This is a genomic window from Bifidobacterium miconisargentati (assembly GCF_019331675.1).
In the GTDB taxonomy this organism is placed as follows: Bacteria; Actinomycetota; Actinomycetes; order Actinomycetales; family Bifidobacteriaceae; genus Bifidobacterium; species Bifidobacterium miconisargentati.
This window is the reverse complement of record NZ_JAHBBJ010000011.1, coordinates 34,009-56,815: the sequence shown is the minus strand read 5'-3', so window position 1 is coordinate 56,815 and position 22,807 is coordinate 34,009. Positions and strand designations below refer to the sequence as shown.

Below are 22,807 nucleotides of genomic sequence, written 5' to 3'. Positions count from 1 at the left end.
CGGGGACACCGAAAGCGGCCCGGCCCAAACAGACATCGCAGACATTTTTTAGGAGCACACACATGTCAACACTCGAAATCAAGGACCTCCACGTCCACGTCGAAACCAAGGACGGCATCAAGCAGATCCTCAAGGGCGCGACCCTGACCGTCCACTCCGGCGAGACCCACGCCATCATGGGCCCCAACGGCTCCGGCAAGTCCACGCTCGCCTACACGCTTGCCGGCCACCCCAAGTACGTGGTCGACTCCGGCGAAGCCCTGCTCGACGGCCAGGACATCCTCAAGATGACCCCGGACGAGCGCGCCAAGGCTGGCCTGTTCCTGGCCATGCAGTACCCGGTCGAGGTGCCGGGCGTGTCCATGACCAACTTCCTGAGGACCGCCAAGACCGAGATCGACGGCGAAGCCCCCGGCATCCGCCAGTGGACCAAGGATTTGTCCGCCGCCATGAAGCGCCTCAAGATGGACCCGAAGTTCGCCACCCGTTCCGTGAACGAAGGCTTCTCCGGCGGTGAGAAGAAGCGCGCCGAGGTTCTCCAGCTCGAGCTCCTCAAGCCGAAGTTCGCCATCCTCGACGAGACCGACTCCGGCCTCGATGTGGATGCCCTGCGCATCGTGTCCGAGGGCGTGAACCGCGCCAAGGAAGCCAACCAGTTCGGCATCCTCATGGTCACGCACTACACCCGCATCCTCAAGTACATCAAGCCGGACATTGTGCATGTGTTCGCGGACGGCCACTTCGTCAAGACCGGTGGCCCCGAACTGGCCGACGAGCTCGAGGAGAACGGCTACGACGCCTATCTGCCCGAAGGCGCCGATTCCGAATCCGCCCTGGCCTGATCCATCCGCTGATCCAACCGGCTGCCGGCTCCGAACAGAACAGGGGCCGGCAGCCATAACGCAACGTATCGAAGGGGAATATGATGGTTGATTTCAAGGCGATTCGGGATGAATTCCCGATCCTGGACCAGGAGATTCACGGACACCCGCTGGTGTACCTCGATTCCGCGGCCACCTCGCAGAAGCCGCAGTGTGTGATCGACGCCGAGGCGGACTTCTACCGCACGATCAACGCCGGCGTGCATCGCGGCGCCCACGAACTGGCCGCACGCTCCACGCTGGCCTTCGAGGAGGCCCGCGCCAAGGTGGCCAGGCTGGTCGGCGCCAACGCGGCGGAAGGCGAGGAGGAGATCGTCGTCACCGGCGGCGCCACCGCTGGCCTGAACCTGTTGGCCACGGCTTTCGGCAACGCCTCGCTGGGCCGCGGGGGAGAGGAGGCCAAGCGCTTCGCCCTGAAGCCCGGCGACGAGATCGTCGTCTCGCGCGCCGAGCACCATTCCGTGCTGCTGCCGTTCCAGGAGCTTTCCTACCGTACCGGTGCCACGTTCAAGTGGCTTGATCTGACCGAGGACGGCCGTGTGCGTACCGACAACCTGGACGAGGTCATCACCGAACGCACGAAGGTGGTGGCCGTGACCCATGTGGGCAACACCACGGGCGCCATCACGGACATCGCCCCGATCATCCGCCGCGCGCACGCGGTCGGAGCCGTGTTCATCCTCGACGCCTGCCAGTCCGTGCCGCACCTCAAGGTCGATTTCCATGCGCTGGATGTGGACTTCGCCGCCTGGAGCGCGCACAAGATGTACGGTCCCACCGGCGTGGGCTTCCTGTACGGCAAGCGCGAGCTGCTTGAAGCGTTGCCGCCGGCCAACTTCGGTGGTTCGATGGTGGAACTGGCGTACATGGACCACGAGGCCCAGTACATGGCCCCGCCGGCACGATTCGAGGCCGGTACGCAGCCGGTGGCCCAGGTGGTCGCCGCAGGCGTGGCCGCCGAATGGATGATGAACATCGGCCTGAAGAACATCGAGGCCCATGAGAAGACCATCGCCGCCGAACTGCTGAAGCTCGGCGACATCGACGGCATTCGCATTCTGGGACCGCGCGAGAATGTGGACCGCATCGGCACCGTGGCCTTCGACGTCCAGGGTGTGCACCCGCACGACGTGGGCCAGTTCATCGACGCGCAGGGTATCGCCATCCGTGTGGGCCACCACTGCGCCCAGCCCGTGCATCGTCACTTCGGCCTGTACGCCTCCAACCGTGCCTCGTCCGGCGTCTACAATTCGGTCGAGGACGCGCAGGCATTGGTCGAGGCGGCTAAGGGTATCCGCAAGTTCTTTGGAGTGGAATAAGGAACAACAGACATATGAGTGATTACGGCATGAGCGGCGACGAACTGGAGCAGATGTACCAGGAGGTCATTCTTGAGGCCTCCAAGCATCCGCATGGCCGGGAGTCCTTCGCTCCCGACGCGGCCGTGGAACAAAGCGCGGACGCCGCTTCGGCGGATACCACCGTGCGCGCCACCCATGAATACTGCACGCCGGGCGAATCGCACCAGTTCAATCCGACCTGCGGCGACGAGGCGACCGTGCACGTCGAGGTGTCCGACAGCGAACCGCACACCATCGAACGACTGGTGTGGGACGGCCACGGCTGCTCGATCTCCCAGGCCAGTCTGTCCGTGATGGTCGATCTCGTGGACGGCAAGACCGTGGACGAGGCCATGCATCTGGAGCAGGTGTTCCACCAGCTCATGGAATCGCGTGGCGCCGGTCTGAACGACGATGCCCTTGAGGACGAGCTCGGCGACGCCGTGGTGTTCCAGGGCGTATCGAAATACCCTATGCGCATCAAGTGCGCTCTGCTAGGCTGGGAGGGTCTGAAGGACTCCGTCGCCAAGGCCCTGGCCGCAAAGAACTGAGGTGGAAATCATGAGCGACAACAATCTGGTCCCCGAACCCACGCCCTCCGTGTTCGACGCCGTCAACGGCGTGCTGCAGGACGAGGAGGCCGCCCGCCGGGTGATGGCCAATCCCGCACTGGCCAAGGGTTTCCCGAACGGACGTCCCGCGGAAAACACCGCGGCCGGTTCCGGTGATGCGTGTGGTTGCGGCAACCACAAGGGTGTCTGTGGATGCTCCGACGAATCGGACGGCAATGAGATCCCGCTCAAGGCTGTGGACGATATCGGTCGTGCCACCGCCGAGGACGTGCGTGAGGCTCTGCACCAGGTCATCGATCCGGAGCTCGGCATCGACGTCATCGACCTGGGCTTGGTGTACGGCATCGAAATCAATGAACTGGGCCGTGCCATCATCACGATGACGCTGACCACGCCGGCCTGCCCGCTCACCGACCTCATCGAGGACGAATGCGCCTCCACGCTGGCCGGACTGGTGGAGGAGTTCCGCATTGACTGGACGTGGAACCCGCGCTGGACCGTCGATCGCATCACACCTGACGGCCGCGACCAGCTGGCCGCGCTGGGCTTCAACTTCGACAACCTGCCGAAGTACTGAGCCGCAAAGCAGCGTATAAGGACATACAAAAGGCTCTGTTAAACCAGGATTGACATGGCCCTTATTCCTGGCTCCCCTTGTCAGGGGAGCTGTCGGCGAAGCCGACTGAGGGGTAGTCAGACATGGATCCATGTCAATTTTGGTTTAACAGAGCCTTGATTTATGTCAATCTCGGTTCAACAGGACATACAAAAAGCCTGACAACCCTTACGGTTGCCAGGCTTTTTACGTTTGCTACCGAATCAGATCACTCAGTCATCGACGATGGTGTTCTTCGGAACCACGGTGATGCCGTCCGGCGTGACGGTGAAGCCGCGGGCCAGATCGTGCTCGGTGTCGATGCCGACCGTGGAGTTCTCGGTGAGGACCACGTTCTTGTCGAGAATCGCCTTGTACACGCGGGCGCGACGGTTGATGACCACGCCGTCGAACAGCACGGAATCGACGATCTGCGCCCAGGAGTGGATGCGCACGTTCGGGGAGAGCACGGAGTGGTGCACCTCACCGCCGGAAACGATCACGCCGGGGGAGACGATGGAGTCCGTGGCGTGGCCCAGACGATCGCGGCCGGCGTGCACGAACTTGGCCGGCGGCAGGTTGCCGGACATCGTGTAGATCGGCCAATCCTGGTTGTACAGGTTGAACTCCGGCACATAGGCGATCAGATCCATGTGCGCATCGTAGAACTGCTTGATGGTACCCACGTCGCGCCAGTAGGCGTGATCGGTGGCCGTGGAACCCGGAATCTCGTTGGAGTTGAAGTCGTACACGCCGGCCTCATTGCGGGAGGCGAAGTACGGGGCGATGTCGCCGCCCATGTCGTGCTTGGTGTCGGCGGCCTTCTCATCCAGCGCCAGCGCCTCGAACAGGGCCTTGGTGTTGGCCACATAGTTGCCCATGGAAGCCAGGATCTGGTTCGGGTTGTCCGGCAGGCCGGTGGTGGTGGCCGGCTTCTCCTGGAAGTTCTTGATCATATTCGGATGCTCGGGATCGACCTCGATCACACCGAACTGGTTCGATTCCTCGATGGGCTGGCGGATGCCGGCCACCGTGAATTCGGCGCCGGACTCGATGTGCTGCTGCACCATCTGCTCGAAGTCCATACGGTAGACGTGATCGGCACCCACGATCACCACGATGTCAGGCTGGACATCCTCGATGATGTTGATGGTCTGGTAGATGGCGTCGGCGGAGCCCAGGTACCAATGCTTGCCGAGGCGCTGCTGCGCCGGGACGGGGGAGACATACGAGCCCAGCAGCGGCGAGAAACGCCACACCTGGGAGATGTGACGGTCCAGCGAGTGGGACTTGTACTGGGTGAGCACGACCACCTGGCGGTAACCGGAGTTCACCAGGTTGCTCAGCGGGAAGTCGATCAGGCGATAGACGCCGCCAAACGGTACGGCGGGCTTCGCGCGATCACGGGTTAACGGCATCAGACGGGTCCCCTCGCCGCCTGCAAGCACAATCGACAGAATCTTGGGATTCTTGGCCATCGTAACTGTCCTCTCTGTTACCTGAGCGTCTTTCGACACCGCACTGCTCTGCCAAACGCTTCCTTGCATTTGGTTTACATAGTTAATAATTGCAGAAAAAAACGAACATGCAAGGCTTTCGCCCCCGCGTGGCGTGAACTTGGCATGAATAATTCAGTTCGTGTGGCGTCCGTTCGGGGCCGGTTCCGGCCGCACAGGGACGGGCGCGGCGATTGGAGGAGCACCCGGCATCGTTGCGGCGGGGCCGATTCCCCCGTCGTCGGGGCACCCCTTCGGCGTGTCGGGAGATGGTGGATGCGCCGAATATGAGACGTGCGGAGCCGAATGATGAAGTCATCGCCGTCCGCGTGTCCCGCGTGTCGCAGGTCGGCGCGCCGGCGCCGGTGACACGCGGGACACGAAACACGCCGTCTCAGCGGGTGGCGTAGAAGGCGACCGCGCTGGATGCGGCCACGTTCAGGGAGTCCACGCCGTGGCTCATCGGGATCTTCACGGTCAGGTCGGCGCGCGCGATGGTGTGACGGGACAGGCCGTCGCCCTCCGTGCCGAAGATCAGCGCCAGCTTGTCGATACGCGCGGGGTCGCCATCCGGCAGATGGAGCCGGCGGGTGAGCTCGTCCAACGAAATGGAGTCGTCCTCAAGGGCCATGGCCACCGTGGTGAAGCCGAGCGATTTGAGCTCGTCGATGCCCTTGAACGACCAGTAGTGCTTGTCTTCGGTGCCGTCCTCGTCGTATCCGGTGATGCGGGTCCACGGCACCTGGAAGACCGTGCCCATCGACACGCGAGCGGCGCGCCGGTACAGGGGGTCGCCGCAGGAGGGGGTCACCAGCACCGCGTCCACGTCCAGCGCCGCGGCGGAACGCATGAGCGCGCCCACGTTGGTGTGGTCCACGATGTTCTCCATCACCGCCACGCGGCGTGCGCCACGGCACACCTCGGCCACGGAAGGCAGCGGCCAGCGACGCATGGCGCACAGCGCGCCACGGTGCAGGCGATACCCGGTCAGACGTTTGAGCTGTTCGGGGGAGGCCACATACACCGGAACCGCCGTGCCCCAGCGCTCGTCGATGAAGGCGAAGGTCTCGGCCATGCCCTCCAGCCACGGTTCCTCGACCAGCAGGGACAACGGCTCGCGTCCGGCCGCCAGCGCACGGTCGATGACCTTGGGGGATTCGGCGATGAACATGCCCTTGGCCGGCTCCAGGCGATTGCGCAGCTGCATTTCCGTGAGGTTCGCATACGCCTCGACGCGCGGGTCGTCGACGGAATCAAGGGTGATGAACTGCATGATGGCCTTTCGATCGAATGGGACGTGGAGGGGGCGGTGGGCGCCCTGTCTGGGAAAATTACCGCGGATACGCAAAAACCCCTTGCAATGCAAGGGGTTTCGTCTGTGCCCGAGACGGGACTTGAACCCGTACGCCTGTATAAAATAGGCACTAGCACCTCAAGCTAGCGCGTCTACCATTCCGCCACCCGGGCAGGTGTCGTTTGGACAACGAGTAGATACTTTAGCAGTGATTCCGGAAGATGCAACACGGGGTGTGTCATCGGCGTGTCGCGTGTAGCCTTGAAGGCATGACAGATGCCCTTTTCCTTTTTGATCCGCAGGTTGACGACGTCCCGGTGAACAGCGACGAGCTCCACACCGGATGGAAGCTCACGCTTCCCGCGCACATCAAGCGCCATGCCGTGCAGGCCATGCGCCTGAAGGCGGGGGACAGCCTGCAGCTCTCCGACGGCCACGGTCTGAGGATCCATGCGGTGATGGCCGACCCGGAGGCCGGTCTGGCCGAGGTGTCCGAAGTGGGCCGTGAACCCGAACCCCAGACCCGGCTCGGCCTGATCCAGGCACTGGCCAAAACCGGCCATGACGAGCAGGCCATCGACATGGCCACGCAGATCGGCGTGGACGAGGTGATCCCCTGGCAGGCGGACCGTTCCATCGCCAAATGGAAGGGCGGCCGTACGGACAAGAAATGGGGCGCCGTGCTGGACGCGGCCACCGAACAGTCGCGCCGCGCCTTCAGGCCGGAACTGGGGGAGTGTGTCTCCAGCAAGCAGATCGTGGCCATCTGCCGTCGCGCATGCGTGCACGGGGACATGGTGGTGGTGCTGCACCAGGATGCCACCGACACCTGGGCCGGCGTGGAAGCCAAGGTGAATCAGCTGGTGGAACGCACACTCGAGGACGGCCGTCCGCGCACCGTGTACGTGGTGGTGGGGCCGGAAGGCGGCATCAGCGAGCAGGAGGTGGCCGATTTCACCGCGGCCGGGGCCGTCAGCTGCGTGCTCGGCGGCAACATCCTCAGGGCCGCCACGGCCGGTCCGGTGGCGTTGTCGCTGCTGTCCCGCACGCTGGGCCGCTACGACTGACCGAAACCGGCTTTCGCCTCCCGCGATGGGTAACACCCCCGCGCTAAGCTGGTCAGTAGTGCAATACCGCCAAACAAGGAGCATGATGAGCGCATCCGACGATTGCCTGTTCTGCAAGATCATCGCAGGCCAGATTCCCAGCACCAAGGTCTATGAGGACGACACCACCTACGCCTTCAAGGACATCAACCCCAAGGCCAAGGTCCATGTGCTGGTGGTGCCCAAGGAGCATTACGCCAACGCGGCCGAACTCGCCGCCAAGGATCCGGCCGAGCTGGCGCATATCGTCTCCGTCGCCCAGCACATCGCGGACGAGGCCTTCCACGGCGCCTACCGACTGATCTTCAACACCGGCCTTGACGCGGGTCAGACGGTGTTCCACGTGCACGCCCACGTGCTGACCGGCGAGAAGCTGGACGAGTAGACAAGGGGACGAGAAGCTTTCGTGGCCACGACTACACGTACCATCACCATCCCGTCCCAGCTCGATCCGGTGGCCGTGCTCGGCCCCGTGGACGAGGTCATCCGAGAGGTGGAACGCGCCTTCCCGGAACTCACCATCATAGTGCGCGGCAATCGGGTGGCCGTCGTCTCCCGGTCCAAGCAGACCGAGTCGCAGGCCGCCCAGGCGGAGGATCTGATTAACACCATCATCCAGGCCGCCTACACCGCGCCCATGGACGCCGACACCGTGCGCCGCATGCTCGACCAGAACGTGCTCAGGAACAGCGTGCGACTGGAGCGTCCGGGACATGGTCCCACCCATGACAAGCTAGTGCAGTCCACCGCAGGAGAGACTCGCGGCCGCATCCACGGGCAGTCCCACGGCCAGGCCGGTCGCGAGACGACCTACCGCAAGCCGACGGTACCCGGCGTCATCACCTTCGCCGCCGGCGTGCCGGTCCGCGCGAAGACCGCAGGACAGGTGGCGTACGTCAACGCCATCGAATCGCATACCATCACCTTCGGCATCGGCCCGGCCGGCACTGGCAAGACCTATCTCGCCGTGGCCAAGGCCGTGCGCGCCTTCCAGGACAAGCAGATCCGACGCATCATCCTGACCCGTCCGGCCGTGGAGGCGGGCGAGAACCTGGGCTTCCTTCCCGGCACCCTCAACGACAAGGTGGATCCGTATCTGCGTCCGCTGTATGACGCCCTGGGCGACATGCTCGGCGCCGACCAGCTGAGGCGCCTCATGGACGACAACACCATCGAGGTGGCGCCGCTCGCCTACATGCGCGGCCGCACGCTCAACGATGCGTTCGTCATCCTTGACGAGGCGCAGAACACCACCGAGCAGCAGATGAAGATGTTCCTGACACGACTCGGCTTCAACACCAAGATGGTGATCACCGGCGATATCTCGCAGGTTGATCTGGCCGTGCCGCGTTCCGGTCTGGCCACCATCGAGCAGATCCTGGGCGATATCGAGGGCATCTCCTTCGTTCATCTCGACACCGAGGACGTGGTGCGTCACCAGCTGGTGGGTCGTATTGTGGCCGCGTACGACCGTCATGCCGCCATCGCCGGCGACCACCGTTCCATCGAACGGCATGGACGGCGGCGCGGACGCACGGCGGAAGACGGCACTGCGGGCTCCGCGCGATCCGGTGGCACAGGTAACGCCGCGGAGCCGATGACCGAGCACGCACCCGCCGATACACCCGCAGACACCCAGACGGAACTTCCGATGCAACGAAACGAGGCAACAGATGAGCGTTGACGTGACGAACGAGACCCAATGGGTCATCGACCCCAAGGTCTTCTCCGATCTGGGCGTGTGGGTGCTCGACCAGATGCGCGTGAGCACCCAGTCCGACCTGACCATCATGTTCGTGGACCCCGATCCCATCGCCGAACTGCACATGCGTTGGATGAACCTGGAGGGGCCGACCGACGTGATGAGCTTCCCGATGGACGAACTGCGCCCCGGCGACGGCAAGACCGTCATGGAGGGCGTGCTCGGCGACATCGTGATCTGCCCGTGGGTGGCCGCCCAGCAGGCCGCCGCCGCGGGACACAGCACCATGCAGGAGATGCTGCTGCTGACCATCCACGGCATTCTCCATCTGCTCGGCTACGACCATGTGACGCCCGAACAGGAGCGTCAGATGTTCGGCCTGCAGCGCCAGCTCCTGCTCACGTTCTTCGCCCTGCGCCACGATTCCGGCGTACAGGCCACCCTGCCCGCAGGCACGCCCGACGCGCTGGCCATCTACGACGCCGCGCACGGCGCCGGACGCGATCTGGACGCCAAGTAACCGGCAGCAGGCCGTACCTGTAAATCTGCACGTTCCCGCAATTTCCGCAATCCCATAACCCCGCAAGGACAGCAAACTCCATGGAGTATCTCAGTACCACCCTGATCGCCATCACCGTCGTGCTTGTGCTGGTGGCCGCCCTCTTCGTCTGGTTCTCGCTGACCATGGCCGCCTCCGAAGGCGCCGTGGCGCGAGTGACCCGCGCCAGCCTGAACAACCTCATCCTCGAGGTGCAGACCGACTCCGAGGCGAGCCAGTTCCTCAAGATGAAGAAGATCGACAAGATCCATCGCGTGCAGCGGCTCATCTCCGACCGGTACGCCACGGCGGGCAGCTGCGCGTTCTTCCGCATCGCCTGCAACGTGCTCGACGGCGTGCTGGTGGCCTCCATCGCGGCGTTGTGGGGCGCCGAACTGTGGGTGGAACTGCTGGCGGGCTTCCTGTTCGCCATCATCGTGGCCGTGGTCTCCGTGCTGGTCCGTCCGCGCACCGCGGGCATGGCCAAGCCGGTGGACATCATGATCGCGCATTCGCGCATCGTCTCGCTGGCCTGCAAGATGACACCGTTCGCCCGCATCGGCTCGGACAAGAACGGCGCCAAAAGCGCGGGTCGCCGCGGCAAGAACTCCGACCTGTCCGACGACGAGGAACTGGAGAAGATCCAGCTCGAACAGGGCAAGGCCGCCATCGACCGCCTGGTGGAGTCCAACGACTTCGACCCCGAAGTCTCGGAGATGCTGCGCAACGTGCTCACCCTGTCCGACACGCTGACCCGCGAGATCATGGTGCCGCGCACCGACATGATCTGCATGGAACGCGACACCACGCTCGTCTCCGCGCTGAAGCTGTTCTCCCGTTCCGGCTTCTCCCGCGTGCCGGTGATCGGCGAAGATGTGGACGACCTCATCGGCGTGGCCTATCTCAAGGACGCCGTGCGCGCCACCGCCTTCAACCAGGCCGCCCTCAGCCGCAAGGTGGAGACCATCGTGCGCCAGCCGCTGCTCGTGCCCGAATCCAAGCCGGTGGACGACCTCTTCCATGAGATGCAGCGTTCCCGCCAGCATGTGGCCGTGGTGGTGGACGAGTACGGCGGCATCGCCGGCATGGTGACCATCGAGGACACCATCGAGCAGATCGTGGGCGAGCTGGAGGACGAACACGACCGCACCCAGCGCAGCGAACCGGAGAAGATCGGCGAGAACAAGTGGAAGATGCCGGCCCGCACGCCGATCGCCGACCTGGAGGAGATCTTCGAGATCGACATCGACGAGGATGACGTGGACACGGTCTACGGTCTGCTGACCAAGATCCTCGGCCGGGTGCCGATCGTGGGCGCCTCCGCCGTGACGCGAGGCCTCAAACTCACGGCGGTCGACTCCGCCGGACGCCGCAAGAAGGTGTCCACCATCGTGGTCGAGCCCGCGCACGTCGAGGGCGACGAGGAAGATGGCAAGACCCAGGACGAATCCGGCGAACACGCCGACGACGATGACCAGAACGCCGACAAGGAGTGAGATGAGCGAGCAAGAAGTGACGACGAACAACCAGACTGCGGCCGCACCCGAAACCACGGCGGACGTGCCGTACCGTTCCGGCTTCGTGGCCGTGGTGGGACGCCCGAACGTGGGTAAGTCCACACTGATCAACGCCCTCATCGGCAAGCAGATCGCCATCGCGTCGTCCCGTCCGGAGACCACGCGAAAGGCTATCCGCGGCATCCTGACCACCGAGCACGCACAGCTCGTGCTGGTGGACACGCCCGGCATCCACCGTCCGCGCACGCTGCTCGGCCAGCGCCTCAACGACGTGGTGGAGGAGTCCCTGTCCGATGTGGACGTGGTGGCCTTCCTGCTGCCCGCCGACCAGGAGATCGGCCCCGGCGACCGCCGCATCCTGTCCCGCCTGCGCTCCGACTTCGCCACCAAGCGCGAGGACGGCACGTTCGCGTGGAAGGTGCCGCTGATCGCCATCGTGACCAAGATCGACGAGCTCGGCCGTCAGCAGCTCATCAACAAGCTCATCGAGATCAACGAATTCGCCGACTTCTCGGACATCGTGCCGGTCAGCGCCCTCAAGCACGACAACCTGGCCGAGGTGCGCAACGTGCTCATCGAGCACACGCCGGAAGGCCCGCAGATGTACCCGGACGACCAGATCAGCGAGGAACGTCCGGAGGACACCATCGCCGAGCTCATCCGCGGCGCGTTCCTGGAGACGTTGGACGACGAGCTGCCGCACTCCCTGGCCGTGGTGGTCGATTCCATCGACTATCCCGAGGACAACGAGACCGGGGCCGCCTACGACGGCAAGGCGCAGGTCAACGTGTCCATCTACGTGGAGCGCGATTCGCAGAAGCCCATCATCATCGGCAAGGGCGCTTCGAACCTCACCTACGTCAAGAAGAAGCTGCGCACGCCCGTCAACCGCATCGTTGGCCAGAAAGCCCGTCTCGACCTCCACGTCAAGGTCGCCAAGGGCTGGCAGTCCGATCCTAAGCAGTTGGAAAAGCTAGGCTTCTGATTTTATCTTGATATGAAAAAAGCGGCTCTCAAGGAGCCGCTTTTTTCATATTCAGGAAGCCTACTTCTTGCGGGCCACGTACATCTGGGTGTTGAGGAGGGTGGTGTAGCGCTTGATGACCTTCGGACGGATCACCTTCATAGAGGCGGTCATCAGGCCGTTCTCCTGGCTGAACTCCTCGGGCAGCAGGATGAACTTACGCACCGATTCGGCGCGGGAGACGCCCTCGTTGGCCTGATCGACCCACTTCTGCACTTCGGCGCGCACCGCGGCGTTCTGCGTGGCGTCCTCCATGGACATGTTCTCGTCGAGTCCCTTGGCGGCGAGCCACGGGCGCAGCGCCTCCTCATCCAGCGTGATGAGCGCGGAGATGAACGGGCGCTTGTCGCCCAGCACCAGCGCCTGCGAGACGATCTCGCAACGCTGGATGACCTCCTCGATCGGACCTGGGGAGACGTTCTTACCGCCTGCGGTGATGATGAGATCCTTCTTGCGGCCGGTGATGTACAGGAAACCGTCGTTGTCGATGCGGCCCAGATCACCGGTGGCGTACCAGCCGTCCTCGGTGAAGGACAGCTCGGTGGCCTCGTCGTTCTTGTGATAGCGCGGGAACACGGCACGGCCCTTGACCTGAATCTCGCCGTCTTCGGCGATGCGCAGGGAGAAGCCCGGGAAGGCGATGCCCACGGAACCGGCATGGAACGGGGTGCCCAGCGGGTTGAAGGCGCAGGGAGCGGTGGTCTCGGTCAGGCCGTAGCCCTCGTAGACCGGCACGCCGGCACCGCGGAAGAAGGCCAGCAGTTCGGGGTCGAGCGGGGCGCCGCCGGCCACGATCCACTTGGCGCGGCCGCCCAGCACCTCGCGCAGCGAGGAGTAGACCACCGGGTCGAACGCGGCGCGCCTGGCGCGGGCTAGCGCACCGGCCTTGCCGTGGGCGGAGATCTCCTTCATGTAGTTCTGCGCGGCCACCACGGCGGAGGCGAACACCACGCCCTTGGGACCATGGCCGGCCTTCTGGGAGGCGGCGTTGTACACCTTCTCCAGCACACGGGGCACCACGATCATGATGGACGGCTTGGCGACCTGCAGGTCGGCGATGAGCGTCTTGATGCCGGTGGCGATGTAGATGCGGATGTCGGAGGCCACCACGATGTAGTTGATGGCGCGGGCGAAGGAGTGCGCCTGCGGCAGGAACAGCAGCACCGAGTTCTTCTTGTTGTGCAGCAGCTCCGGCATGTAGTCGGGCAGGTTCAGCGCGGTCTGGCAGTAGTGCTCGTGGGTCATCTCCACGCCCTTCGGAGCGGAGGTGGAGCCGGACGTGTACACGATGGAGCACAGGTCGGTCTTCTTGATGGAGTCGATGCGCTCGTCCAGCTCGGCGTCGGACACGCCGGCGCCGTAGGCCTTGATCTCGTCCAGGCCGCCGGTCTCGATGCACACGATGTGCTCCAGGGAGGGGCATTCCTCCACGGCGCCGTCAGCCTTGTCGCGCATGGCGGTGTCCTGCACGATGAGCAGGCGGGCGTCCGAATTGTTCACGATGTTGCGGATCTGCTCGGCGGAGTCCGTGTCGTAGATGGTGGCGAGCACGCCGCCGCAGGCCATGATGGCCGCGTCCGTCAGGTCCCATTCGTAGGAGGTGCGGCACATGAAGGCCACGCCGTCGCCCTTCTTGAGGCCGTAGTGCAGCAGGCCCTTGGCCACGGCGCGCACGTCCGCCAAGAACTCGTTGGCCGTCACCGTGACCCATTCGTCGCCGGACTTGTAGGTGTACAGCGGTTCGTCGCCCATGCGCGCGGCACGGTCCGCGTACAGGTCGTAGATGGACATGCCCTCGTCCAGCGGCGGATTGCCTTCGGTGGAGGTGGTGAGCAGGCCCGTGGCCGGGTCGATGTCGGTGACGGTCAGGTGGCCGTCGTCCCAGTCGTTGCTGTTGGGCAGGGCGATGTCGGATTCGGCCGGAACGTCGGCGTTGGACAGGTAGTCCGGCTCGTCCGGGGTGTCGTCGTGGACCGGGTGGATGAAGTCGGGGGCGAGCCTCAGCGCCTTGCGGGTGAGGTCGATGGTGTGTTGCGTGAAGGAATTGATAACCGACAACTCGTGCTCCTGTAAACCTTTCGGTGCCGTCCGGCCGTGGATATCCGCACGCACGCGCGTGATCCATCGGACGACATGCTTCTCAAAGGCAGAAGTGTAATCGCGGATGCCGAACTCGTCACCTTACGCAACCGTAGGAAAACCCTACGCAACCGTAGGGTTTGGGCATTCGCGGGGATGATGTTCGGCGGCGAGGGGCGGCACCGGACATCACGGTGGCGTAGCCGGCCGGCGCGGGCGCTCCCGTGCACCCGAAGGACCGGCGGTGATGGTGCGAATGTCCAGAAACGGCGGGGTTGCGGGCCGTTTTCTTCACCTTTTGACTACACTTGACCCCGGATAGTTACATCCACGTTATATCCGACTGGATAACCATGTCCGAAGTGAAAGATTAAGAAAGGGCTCTCATGGCGAATAACCAAGAAGCCACCGTGGTGTTCGGCGTCCTGAATGAGACGTCGGAAACGGAATCCCGCGTCGCGCTGACGCCGGATATCGTCACCCGGCTGAAGAGGAGCGGAGTCTCCTGTTTGATTGAGTCGGGTGCCGGCATTGCCGCCGAATACACCGACGAGGATTACGAGAAGGCCGGAGCGAAGGTGACCGGCCGCGACGAGGTACTGGCCGGCGCCGACGCGCTCGGCTTCGTCGACCGCCCGTCCGCCGAGACCGTGGGCAAGCTCAAGGCCGGCCAGTGGGTGATCGGCATGCTCGGCTCCTTCACGGACGCCGACTACGTGGCCGCGCTCCAGAAGGCCGGCCTGGTGGGCGTGGCCATCGAGAAGCTGCCGCGCAAGCTCTCCAGCGCCCAGTCCATGGACGAGATGACCTCGCAGAACTCCGTGATGGGCTACAAGGCCGCCATCGCCGCCGCCGACGCCTACGGCTCGTTCCTGCCGATGATGACCACCGCCGCCGGCACCATCCGTCCGGCCAAGGCGCTCGTGCTCGGCGCCGGCATCGCCGGTCTGCAGGCCATTGGCACGCTGCGTCGACTCGGCGCGGTCGTCACCGCCTACGACGTGCGTCCCGCCTCCAAGGGCGAGGTGGAATCCCTCGGTGCCAAGTTCCTCGATCTGGGACTCGACTTCTCCGCCGGCCAAGGCGAAGGCGGCTACGCCCGTGCCCTGACGGCCGAGGAGCAGGCCGCCCAGCAGGCCGCGGTCGATGAGAAGGCCGCCGGCTTCGACATCATCATCACCACCGCCAAGGTGCCCGGCCGCAAGCCCCCGGTGCTGCTCACCGCGGCCGGCGTCAAGGGACTGCACCGCGGTGCGGTGATCGTGGACTGCGCCGCCTCCGACCTCGGCGGCAACGTGGAGGGCTCCGCGATCGGCGAACAGGTGACCGACGGCGGCGTCAAGATCATCGGCGCCCCGTACCTGGCCTCCGGCGTGGCCACCACCGCGTCCAATCTGCTTTCGCGCAACGTGGCCGACATCCTCGTGCACTTCATCCGCGACGGCAAGCTCGGCCAGGACCTGTCCGAGGAGCTCGACGACGCCCTCGTGGTCGCCGGCCGCGCCGAGAAGCCCGCCGAGACGACGGCCGAGAAGTCCGAGTAAGGAGGAAGGAACATCATGCCTACTCTCGTCGTATCCATCACCCTCTTCGTCCTCGCGCTGCTCATCGGCATCGAGGTCATCGGCAAGGTGCCCGCCACCCTGCACACCCCGCTCATGTCCGGTGCCAACTCCATCCATGGCATCGTGATCGTCGGTGTGGTGATCGTGGCCGCCGAGGCCAACAGCCCGCTGGCCTACGTGTTCATCTTCCTGGCCGCCGTGCTCGGCACCATGAACGTGGTCGGCGGCTACGTGGTCACCGACCGCATGCTGGAGATGTTCAAGTCCAACAAGAACGAGAAGAAGGGGGAGTCGAAGTAATGGCCTCCGCAACCGTGGGAACCATCGACATCGTCGCATGGTTCGTCTATCTGTTCTCGGCCGTCATGTTCGTGGTCGGCCTGCACTTCATGAACTCCCCGAAGACCGCGCGCAAGGGCAACCAGATCTCCGCGTTCGGCATGATCGTGGCCGTGCTCATGGCGTTCATCGTGCTCTTCGCCAAGGGATTCGTGAACGTCGTGGCCGTGGCCGTGCTGGTCGTCGGCATCCTGATCGGCGCGGTGGCCGGCGTGGTCTCCGCCAAGAAGGTCAAGATGACGGACATGCCGCAGCTGGTCTCCGTCTTCAACACCGTGGGTGGCGGCGCCGCCGCGCTTGTGGCCCTGAACGACATCCTCACCAAGGACGGCACGCCGGACATCGTGGTGCTCATCACCGCGGGCCTCGGCATCCTGATCGGCTCCGTGACCTTCACCGGCTCGCTCATCGCCGCCGGCAAGCTGCAGGGCATCAAGTGGGTCAAGAAGCTGGCCCTGCCGGGCAAGGGCGTGTGGAACATCCTGTTCGCCGTCCTGTCCATCGCCTCGCTGGTCATGCTGTGCGTCCAGCCGGAGCAGCGACTGCTGTGGTCCGTCCTGACCACCGTGTTCGCCCTGTGCTACGGCCTGGTCTTCGTGATCCCGATCGGCGGCGCCGACATGCCCGTCGTGATCTCCGTGCTCAACGCCTGCACCGGTACGGCCGTGGCCATGTCCGGTCTGGCCATCGACAACGTTGCCCTGATCGTGGCCGGCGCCTTGGTCGGCTCGGCCGGCGTGACCCTGTCCATCCTCATGGCCCAGGCCATGAACCGTCCGCTGATCTCCGTGCTCGCCGGCGGCTTCGGCGGTGGTTCCGGTGCCGCCGCGGCCGGTGACGGCCCGGAGGGCACCATGAAGGAGACCACCCCGGACGATCTGGCCGTCCAGCTCGTCTACGCCGAGAAGGTCATCTTCGTCCCCGGCTTCGGTCTGGCCCAGGCCCAGGCCCAGCGCGAGCTCGCCGATCTGGGCGAGCTGCTCAAGGCCCACGGCGTCGAGGTCTCCTACGCCATCCACCCGGTCGCCGGCCGTATGCCCGGCCACATGAACGTGCTGCTGGCCGAAGCCAACGTGCCCTACGAGGAGCTCGTGGACCTCGACGAGATCAACCCGCAGTTCCCGCAGGCCAACGTGGCCCTGGTCGTCGGCGCCAACGATGTGACCAACCCGGCCGCCCGTCGCCCCGGTACCCCGGTTTCCGGCATGCCGATCCTCGACGTGGACAAGGCCCAGAACGTGGCCGTCATGAAGCGCGGCCGCGGCATGGGCTACGCCGGCATCCAGAACGAGCTCTACTTCGAGGACAACACGCAGATGCTGTTCGGCGACGCGAAGAAGAGTTTGCAAGCCGTCATCAACGCCGTCAAGGAATTGCTGGCGTAATGGTGCGTCTTCGTCGTTGCTCCTCAGTCGCGGTACCCTGTGTACCGCTTCCTTCGGTGCGCCTAGAAGCCGCACGCATTACGCAAGCAATTACATTGCCGGACTGATGGAGCGTCGATAGATGCTCTGGCTCCCCTCGCTGAGGGGAGCTGGCAGCGAAGCTGACTGAGGGGAGTTTACGGAATGCCCGTGACTCCCCTCAGTCGTCTCACGACGACAGCTCCCCTCGGTGAGGGGAGCCTTTTTGTATTACAGCCCGAACACGCGGGTGACGAAGGCGGTGACGCGCTTCCAGTAGCGTACGGGGTCGGTGCTGGCGCTCAGGGCGTGCGCGGCACCCGGAATCAGCAGCCGTTCACGGTCGATGCTGGCACAGGCCGCAACGTTGCGGTCCAGAAAAGCCGGATCCACGAACGTGTCGTCCCCGCCGTGAATGAACAGCATCGGAATCGTCGCACGGCGCAGCGAATCCACACTGGACGCCTCGCGGAACCTATAACCGGCGACCCGCTTCGAGATCTTGCTCATGGCGGCCACCACCGGCACGGCCATCCAGCGGCGGGGCAGATGGTACATGCCCTTGGCGTTGTACAGGAACTGGTCCCAGACCGAGGAGTATCCGCAGTCCTCGATGGCCGCCACGACGTTGCGCGGCAGATCCGGTTCGCCGACCGCCATCATCACGGTCGCCGCACCCATCGAAATGCCGTCCAGCAGGATGCGGGCGTCCGGATCGCTCTCCACGATCAGCCGGATCCAGCACATCAGATCGCGCCGCTCCAGCCAGCCCATGCCGACGAACCGGCCCTCGCTCATCTCATGGGCGCGCTGGGCCGGCACCAGCACGGTGAAGCCCAAACGTGCGAGCCGATGCGCGTACTTGGCCATCTCGGCGGGCATGCCGGTGTATCCGTGCATGCAGATGGCGTACAGATGTGGCGCGGGGGAGACCTTGTCCGCATCGAACAGCCAGCCATGCAGCTTCAGGCCATCGTCGCTGATCGCCGTGACCGGCTGCTTGGCCTCTTCGAACCAATGCGCGGCCTCGCGCTCCTCGTCGGCGTCGGCGTGCGGCGTCTGCAGGTAATCGGCGGTGGCCCCGCCCGCCATCAGCTTCTCCATCCATCCCGCGCAACGCTTATCGAGCGAGAGATGGAACATGAAGTCCGCCAGAGCGAAGGTTCCGGCGCCGAACGCCGCGGTCGTGGCCCCCGTTGCGATGATGAGATTCCTGGTGATGCGCTTCATTGCGGCCTCGATTCCCCCGTCTTTGTCTTCCCTTTTCATTGTAGTCTCGCGCTGATCTCATATCTTGTCCTGGTGATGCGTACAATGGAACATTGTTGCTTTGGCGAGGGAAGAGCACCGCAAAGGTTCGTTTCTTCCGTAATCGACTCGGCGTGAGACTTCACCTCCTTGGGTGCGTTCTGCGGCGCGTCGTGGCGTCAAACAGACAGAACGACAAGTAACACCGATTAACAAGGAGTGCCAATCATGGCTACCACTATCAAGCTTGAGGGCGAGGCCCGTTCCGAGTTCGGCAAGGGCGTGGCCCGTCGCCTGCGCGTTGCCAAGAAGATCCCGGCGACCATCTACGCCGGTGGCGAGCAGCCGGCCTTCGTGACCCTGCCGATGCGCGAGACCACCCTGGCCCTGCGCCACACCAACGCCCTGTTCTCCATCGCCTTCAACGGCGAGACCAAGATGGCCGTCGTCAAGGACGTGCAGAAGAACCCGGTCAAGCGCATCATCGAGCACATCGACTTCCTCGAGGTCAAGGCCGGCGAGAAGATCGACGTCGAGGTGCCGGTGTTCGTCGAGGGTACCCCGAAGGGTGCCGCCGTGGCCTTCGTGGACATCCAGGAGCTCAAGGTTCGCGCCGACGTCGCCAACCTGCCGGAGAAGATCGTCGTGAACGTCGACGGCCTGACCGACGGCACCAAGGTCTTCGCCAAGGACGTCGTCCTGCCTGAGGGCGTCGAGCTCGACGTCGAGGATCCGGAGGAGTCCGTCGTCACCGTCGAGGTGCCGGAGGATGCCGCTGAGTCCACCGAGGCCGCCGCCCCGGCTGCCGACGCCGCTGCCGCTCCGGCTGCCGACGCCAAGTGAGTCGTGCGCTCAGCCTGAATCGGAACTGAGCAGTACGCGGCGCACGCGCGTCGCGTGAACGAAGCCCAGAAGCCCGTGACCGTACCAACGGCGCGGGCTTCCTTCGTTGATGGCCTGCATTCGCGCGTTTGCGGGTGCCTTCACGGACTTTCACCATGTGAACGCTCCCGCACCCGGCGCGCCGCGATGTGCGAAAGTATCCATCAGAACTTGCGCCACAAGCGCGAAGTACCTACCCCATCGGCGGCTCCCATCCGCCAAGTCAAGAAGAAGTAGCAAGCAATGACTGAAAACACGCACCACGATCCGGCAGCGCTCGACAAGCTCACCGAACCGTTCACCGTACTGCCGAACGATAACCCCGCATCCGATGAGAAGCGCCAGTCCCTCATCGACAAGCCGGCTTTCGGCCAGGTGTTCTCCGACAACATGGCCCACATGACCTGGACCAAGGGCGAAGGCTGGGGCGATCGCCGCATCGAGCCGTACGCGCCGCTCAAGATGGATCCGGGTGCATCTGTGCTGCACTACGCTCAGGAATGCTTCGAAGGTCTCAAGGCCTACCGTCACGCCGACGGCTCCACCTGGCTGTTCCGCCCGGACGCGAACGCCGAGCGCTTCCAGAACTCCGCCAAGCGTCTGTACCTGCCGGAACTGCCGATCGACGACTTCATCGGCTCCGTGGCCGCACTCGTCAAGCGCGACGCCAACTGGGTTCCGTCCCGTCGCGAGTACACGCTGTACATGCGTCCGTTCATGTTCGCTTCTGAGCCGTTCCTCGGCGTGCGCGCCCCGCAGGAGGTCGATTACTGCGTGATCGCCTCTCCGTCCGGCCCGTACTTCCCGGGCGGCGTCAAGCCGGTGAGCATCTGGGTTGAAGACAAGTGGTTCCGCACCGGCCCCGGCGGCACCGGCTTCGCCAAGTGCGGTGGCAACTACGCCGCCTCCCTGCTCGGCGAATACACCGGCATCGCCAACGGCTGCGAGCAGGTCTGCTTCGTCGACGCCGCCACCAAGACCTACCTTGAGGAGCTTGGCGGCATGAACATGATGGTCGTGCACAAGGACGGCCACGTCGAGACCCCGTCCCTGACCGGCAACATCCTGCCGGGCGTGACCCGTCGCTCCCTCATCCAGCTGCTGCAGGACGACGGCCACGATGTGGTCGAGACGATGATCGCCCTTGAGCAGCTGCTCGAGGACATCAAGTCTGGCGAGGTCACCGAGGTGTTCGCTTGCGGCACCGCCGCCATCATCACCCCGATCGGCCGCTTCAAGTCCGAGAAGTTCGACGTGACCGTCGCCGACGGCGGCTCCGGCGAGCTGACCGTGGCCCTGCGCAACCAGCTGCTCGGCATCCAGCTCGGCGAGATCGAGGATCCGCACAACTGGATGTGGAAGGTTTGCTGATAAACCCTTCTGATTGAAGGCCGGGAACCTCTGGAATCGTAATGATTCCAAGGGTTTCCGGCCTTTTGATTTCTGAAGCCGCGAAGCGGTTGTTTGTAAAGTGTCAACAAATGTCAACAAACTTCGTTTTTCAGGCTACGGCGTGTCGCGAAAGAAGGATTCAGCGGTGAGGCCGGCGGAATGGAGTTAAGCGTGTCACTAATGATTCCAAGGTGACTTGCCATATTTAACACAGATATTGCGAGATAAACTCAATTGGACTTGCCATGTCGACATAGTTGGAAAGTCTGATCTGCCGCAAACTAGTGGCATGGCAAAAAGTGATAGCTGATGTCATCCGCGGACTCATCGATGATGAAGTATCTCAGGCACAAGCGGGTCCATCATAGGGAAAGCCGGTCCTATGCGTCCTTTCTCTATATCGTACCCCCGCAGGCGATTTTGAGTATTGATTTGGCTGGCGGGGCATGGGGTTGCGCCACGGGAACTGTCTTATGGGCGTTTTCTGGTTACGGGGGCACATAGCCCTGAGCCAAGAACCGCATGATTCCGCCATTTACGCTGAACAGCACGATTCGGCCCGGAATGTGGGCTTGCCCCTATAAGCTGCTTTTATGTGATTCACGGCTGCGGGGGCAGCCTTGGCCAGGCGGTAAAAAACCGATAGACAATACAGTCGTATTCCGTATGCGACCTATTGAGACAGTGATCGTGAGAAAGGGAAGGAGACGTCCAAAGCCTTTACAACGACTGCCGTGCTGGGCCGATGCAGGTATAGTGGGACAGCGTTGGAGCACCATCGTTGAATAAGAACCAAGGGAACCGGTCATGAGCGAAGCTGGGGTTGACGCGAGTCGTCATGATACGCAATATCACTTGCCGGAAGGGTTCGAGCACTGCTCGAAGCTGAAACCGGTGGAGGAAGCGGCGACGGCGCTGGACCGGGTCAAGGCAGTAGTGGATGTGCTGTATTCGCCGGGCGGATGCCCATGGGATGGCAAGCAGACGAACGAATCGCTGCTCAAGAATCTGCTTGAGGAGACCTACGAATATATCGACGCCGTGGAAACCCATGATCGTGACAACATGCGTGAAGAGCTCGGCGACGTATTGCTACAGTCCGTGTTCCAGGCGCGCGTCTGCGAATCTGACGCCGAGGATCCGTTCGATATCGATGAGGTTGCCGATCGACTGGTGAACAAGCTCATCACTCGGCATCCGCATGTGTTTGCGGCTGATGATTCCGCCGGCGCTACCGATACCGGCAGGATCGACGGGGAAGAAGCCTCCGATTCCGAATCCCCGGAAGCCGTGCTGGCGCTATGGGAAAAGATGAAGCAGCAGGAAAAGCATCGCAAATCCGTGTTGGAGGGCATTTCCCGAGCGCAGGGCGCGTTGCCTCGGGCGGCCAAGGTCGTTTCCCGCATCTCCAAATCGCCGAACGCCGCTGCATTGTTCAAGGCATTTGATGAGTCGGAGCGGCGTGATGGTCAATCTGACGATGGTCGGCAGTCAAGCACGGAGCAAAACGGATTCGGAGCGCCTTCCACCGGTTCCGAAGGTGCCTCTGCAGCTTCGAAGGCTGACGCCTATGCCGATGAAATCCTCAACATCGTACGCAGGGCCCGCATTGATGGCATTGATATCGAGTCCGCATTGCGCAACCGTTTCCGTGATGTCGAATCTCGCGTTGCGGCCATCGAATCCGAAACCATCCATGGTGGAGACGTTTGCATATCCCGCGATTCGCGTTGAACCTCAAGCCCATCAGGCAAGGCTTGAGGTAGGCTCGGGTACGGTAATCATCGCCGGATCGTGTCAAGCGGGGCGGGCACAGGCGAACCGGAAGCGGTAC

General features: G+C 63.7%; 20 protein-coding genes and 1 tRNA gene. 16 read left to right on the top strand and 5 right to left on the bottom strand.

Annotated elements, in window-relative coordinates; genetic code table 11:
- Positions 1-62 precede the first annotated feature (62 nt).
- The 4 genes from sufC to KIH81_RS07835 all read left to right on the top strand — a co-directional run bounded on the left by sufC (position 63) and on the right by KIH81_RS07835 (position 3,370).
- On the top strand, positions 63-842 hold the full coding sequence (gene sufC / locus KIH81_RS07850; RefSeq protein WP_214304859.1) for a Fe-S cluster assembly ATPase SufC: 780 nt from the start codon (positions 63-65) through the stop codon (positions 840-842).
- Positions 843-925: 83 nt separating this feature from the next.
- Positions 926-2,200, top strand: coding sequence for a cysteine desulfurase (locus tag KIH81_RS07845; protein WP_214304894.1), 1,275 nt, complete (start codon positions 926-928; stop codon positions 2,198-2,200).
- A 14-nt stretch (positions 2,201-2,214) separates the two neighbouring features.
- On the top strand, positions 2,215-2,772 hold the full coding sequence (gene sufU, locus KIH81_RS07840) for a Fe-S cluster assembly sulfur transfer protein SufU (protein WP_214304858.1): 558 nt from the start codon (positions 2,215-2,217) through the stop codon (positions 2,770-2,772).
- A gap of 10 nt (positions 2,773-2,782) precedes the next feature.
- Positions 2,783-3,370 (top strand): metal-sulfur cluster assembly factor, encoded by a 588-nt coding sequence (locus tag KIH81_RS07835; RefSeq protein WP_214304857.1) that lies wholly within the window; start codon positions 2,783-2,785, stop codon positions 3,368-3,370.
- 251 nt (positions 3,371-3,621) lie between these two features.
- Here KIH81_RS07835 and glgC read toward each other — a convergent pair whose 3' ends face one another.
- The 3 genes from glgC to KIH81_RS07820 form a co-directional block, all read right to left on the bottom strand.
- Positions 3,622-4,866, bottom strand: a complete 1,245-nt coding sequence (glgC, locus tag KIH81_RS07830) for a glucose-1-phosphate adenylyltransferase (RefSeq protein ID WP_109056468.1) — start codon at positions 4,864-4,866, stop codon at positions 3,622-3,624.
- 412 nt (positions 4,867-5,278) lie between these two features.
- A complete protein-coding gene (locus KIH81_RS07825; RefSeq protein ID WP_214304856.1) occupies positions 5,279-6,157 on the bottom strand; it encodes a TrmH family RNA methyltransferase in 879 nt (292 codons plus the stop codon).
- Between the two features lie 106 nt (positions 6,158-6,263).
- Positions 6,264-6,351: transfer RNA gene (locus tag KIH81_RS07820), tRNA-Leu, on the bottom strand.
- A gap of 96 nt (positions 6,352-6,447) precedes the next feature.
- Between KIH81_RS07820 and KIH81_RS07815 the strand changes: the two genes are divergently transcribed.
- From KIH81_RS07815 to era, 6 genes are all read left to right on the top strand, one after another.
- Positions 6,448-7,245 (top strand): 16S rRNA (uracil(1498)-N(3))-methyltransferase, encoded by a 798-nt coding sequence (locus KIH81_RS07815; RefSeq protein WP_214304855.1) that lies wholly within the window; start codon positions 6,448-6,450, stop codon positions 7,243-7,245.
- Positions 7,246-7,330: 85 nt separating this feature from the next.
- A complete protein-coding gene (locus tag KIH81_RS07810) occupies positions 7,331-7,669 on the top strand; it encodes a histidine triad nucleotide-binding protein (RefSeq protein WP_214304854.1) in 339 nt (112 codons plus the stop codon).
- Positions 7,670-7,690: 21 nt separating this feature from the next.
- On the top strand, positions 7,691-8,968 hold the full coding sequence (locus KIH81_RS07805; RefSeq protein WP_214304853.1) for a PhoH family protein: 1,278 nt from the start codon (positions 7,691-7,693) through the stop codon (positions 8,966-8,968).
- The gene (gene ybeY, locus KIH81_RS07800; RefSeq protein ID WP_214304852.1) at positions 8,958-9,506 is read left to right on the top strand and encodes an rRNA maturation RNase YbeY; all 549 of its coding nucleotides are present in this window, start codon (positions 8,958-8,960) and stop codon (positions 9,504-9,506) included. The genes KIH81_RS07805 and ybeY overlap by 11 nt, the downstream gene beginning before the upstream one ends.
- An 80-nt stretch (positions 9,507-9,586) precedes the next feature.
- The gene (locus KIH81_RS07795) at positions 9,587-11,020 is read left to right on the top strand and encodes a hemolysin family protein (protein WP_214304851.1); all 1,434 of its coding nucleotides are present in this window, start codon (positions 9,587-9,589) and stop codon (positions 11,018-11,020) included.
- A 1-nt stretch (position 11,021) separates the two neighbouring features.
- Positions 11,022-12,026: a GTPase Era gene (era, locus tag KIH81_RS07790; protein ID WP_236029437.1), complete on the top strand. Its 1,005-nt coding sequence runs from the start codon at positions 11,022-11,024 to the stop codon at positions 12,024-12,026.
- A gap of 60 nt (positions 12,027-12,086) precedes the next feature.
- Here era and KIH81_RS07785 read toward each other — a convergent pair whose 3' ends face one another.
- Positions 12,087-14,123, bottom strand: a complete 2,037-nt coding sequence (locus KIH81_RS07785; protein ID WP_214304849.1) for an AMP-dependent synthetase/ligase — start codon at positions 14,121-14,123, stop codon at positions 12,087-12,089.
- 407 nt (positions 14,124-14,530) lie between these two features.
- On the opposite strand from KIH81_RS07785, the gene KIH81_RS07780 reads away from it, so the two are divergent.
- Genes KIH81_RS07780 through KIH81_RS07770 form a run of 3 tightly spaced genes read left to right on the top strand, consistent with a single transcriptional unit; the run spans position 14,531 to position 17,433 of the window.
- Positions 14,531-15,688, top strand: a complete 1,158-nt coding sequence (locus tag KIH81_RS07780) for an NAD(P) transhydrogenase subunit alpha (RefSeq protein WP_214304848.1) — start codon at positions 14,531-14,533, stop codon at positions 15,686-15,688.
- Between the two features lie 15 nt (positions 15,689-15,703).
- Positions 15,704-16,009, top strand: a complete 306-nt coding sequence (locus KIH81_RS07775; protein WP_033890970.1) for an NAD(P) transhydrogenase subunit alpha part 2 — start codon at positions 15,704-15,706, stop codon at positions 16,007-16,009.
- Positions 16,009-17,433, top strand: coding sequence for an NAD(P)(+) transhydrogenase (Re/Si-specific) subunit beta (locus tag KIH81_RS07770; RefSeq protein WP_214304847.1), 1,425 nt, complete (start codon positions 16,009-16,011; stop codon positions 17,431-17,433). The genes KIH81_RS07775 and KIH81_RS07770 overlap by 1 nt, the downstream gene beginning before the upstream one ends.
- Positions 17,434-17,682: 249 nt before the next feature.
- Here the strand turns inward: KIH81_RS07770 and KIH81_RS07765 are convergent, their stop codons facing one another.
- Complete coding sequence (locus KIH81_RS07765) at positions 17,683-18,681, bottom strand: alpha/beta hydrolase (RefSeq protein ID WP_214304846.1); 999 nt, start codon at positions 18,679-18,681, stop codon at positions 17,683-17,685.
- Between the two features lie 246 nt (positions 18,682-18,927).
- Here KIH81_RS07765 and KIH81_RS07760 point away from each other — a divergent pair, with 246 nt between their 5' ends.
- The 3 genes from KIH81_RS07760 to KIH81_RS07750 all read left to right on the top strand — a co-directional run bounded on the left by KIH81_RS07760 (position 18,928) and on the right by KIH81_RS07750 (position 22,707).
- Positions 18,928-19,542, top strand: coding sequence for a 50S ribosomal protein L25/general stress protein Ctc (locus KIH81_RS07760; RefSeq protein ID WP_214304845.1), 615 nt, complete (start codon positions 18,928-18,930; stop codon positions 19,540-19,542).
- A 282-nt stretch (positions 19,543-19,824) separates the two neighbouring features.
- Positions 19,825-20,952: a branched-chain amino acid aminotransferase gene (locus KIH81_RS07755; RefSeq protein WP_214304844.1), complete on the top strand. Its 1,128-nt coding sequence runs from the start codon at positions 19,825-19,827 to the stop codon at positions 20,950-20,952.
- Positions 20,953-21,780: 828 nt separating this feature from the next.
- Positions 21,781-22,707 (top strand): nucleoside triphosphate pyrophosphohydrolase, encoded by a 927-nt coding sequence (locus KIH81_RS07750; RefSeq protein ID WP_214304843.1) that lies wholly within the window; start codon positions 21,781-21,783, stop codon positions 22,705-22,707.
- Positions 22,708-22,807 lie beyond the last annotated feature (100 nt).

Bases quoted from the DNA above. Each gene is read 5' to 3' on its own strand.
- KIH81_RS07825 (WP_214304856.1), bottom strand. From the start codon at position 6,157: ATGCAGTTCATCACCCTTGATTCCGTCGACGACCCGCGCGTCGAGGCG.
- KIH81_RS07765 (WP_214304846.1), bottom strand. From the start codon at position 18,681: ATGAAGCGCATCACCAGGAATCTCATCATCGCAACGGGGGCCACGACC.
- KIH81_RS07770 (WP_214304847.1), top strand. From the start codon at position 16,009: ATGGCCTCCGCAACCGTGGGAACCATCGACATCGTCGCATGGTTCGTC.
- era (WP_236029437.1), top strand. From the start codon at position 11,022: ATGAGCGAGCAAGAAGTGACGACGAACAACCAGACTGCGGCCGCACCC.
- KIH81_RS07815 (WP_214304855.1), top strand. From the start codon at position 6,448: ATGACAGATGCCCTTTTCCTTTTTGATCCGCAGGTTGACGACGTCCCG.
- sufC (WP_214304859.1), top strand. From the start codon at position 63: ATGTCAACACTCGAAATCAAGGACCTCCACGTCCACGTCGAAACCAAG.
- sufU (WP_214304858.1), top strand. From the start codon at position 2,215: ATGAGTGATTACGGCATGAGCGGCGACGAACTGGAGCAGATGTACCAG.
- KIH81_RS07795 (WP_214304851.1), top strand. From the start codon at position 9,587: ATGGAGTATCTCAGTACCACCCTGATCGCCATCACCGTCGTGCTTGTG.
- KIH81_RS07810 (WP_214304854.1), top strand. From the start codon at position 7,331: ATGAGCGCATCCGACGATTGCCTGTTCTGCAAGATCATCGCAGGCCAG.
- glgC (WP_109056468.1), bottom strand. From the start codon at position 4,866: ATGGCCAAGAATCCCAAGATTCTGTCGATTGTGCTTGCAGGCGGCGAG.
- KIH81_RS07750 (WP_214304843.1), top strand. From the start codon at position 21,781: ATGAGCGAAGCTGGGGTTGACGCGAGTCGTCATGATACGCAATATCAC.
- KIH81_RS07760 (WP_214304845.1), top strand. From the start codon at position 18,928: ATGGCTACCACTATCAAGCTTGAGGGCGAGGCCCGTTCCGAGTTCGGC.
- KIH81_RS07780 (WP_214304848.1), top strand. From the start codon at position 14,531: ATGGCGAATAACCAAGAAGCCACCGTGGTGTTCGGCGTCCTGAATGAG.
- KIH81_RS07775 (WP_033890970.1), top strand. From the start codon at position 15,704: ATGCCTACTCTCGTCGTATCCATCACCCTCTTCGTCCTCGCGCTGCTC.
- KIH81_RS07755 (WP_214304844.1), top strand. From the start codon at position 19,825: ATGACTGAAAACACGCACCACGATCCGGCAGCGCTCGACAAGCTCACC.
- KIH81_RS07835 (WP_214304857.1), top strand. From the start codon at position 2,783: ATGAGCGACAACAATCTGGTCCCCGAACCCACGCCCTCCGTGTTCGAC.
- KIH81_RS07845 (WP_214304894.1), top strand. From the start codon at position 926: ATGGTTGATTTCAAGGCGATTCGGGATGAATTCCCGATCCTGGACCAG.
- ybeY (WP_214304852.1), top strand. From the start codon at position 8,958: ATGAGCGTTGACGTGACGAACGAGACCCAATGGGTCATCGACCCCAAG.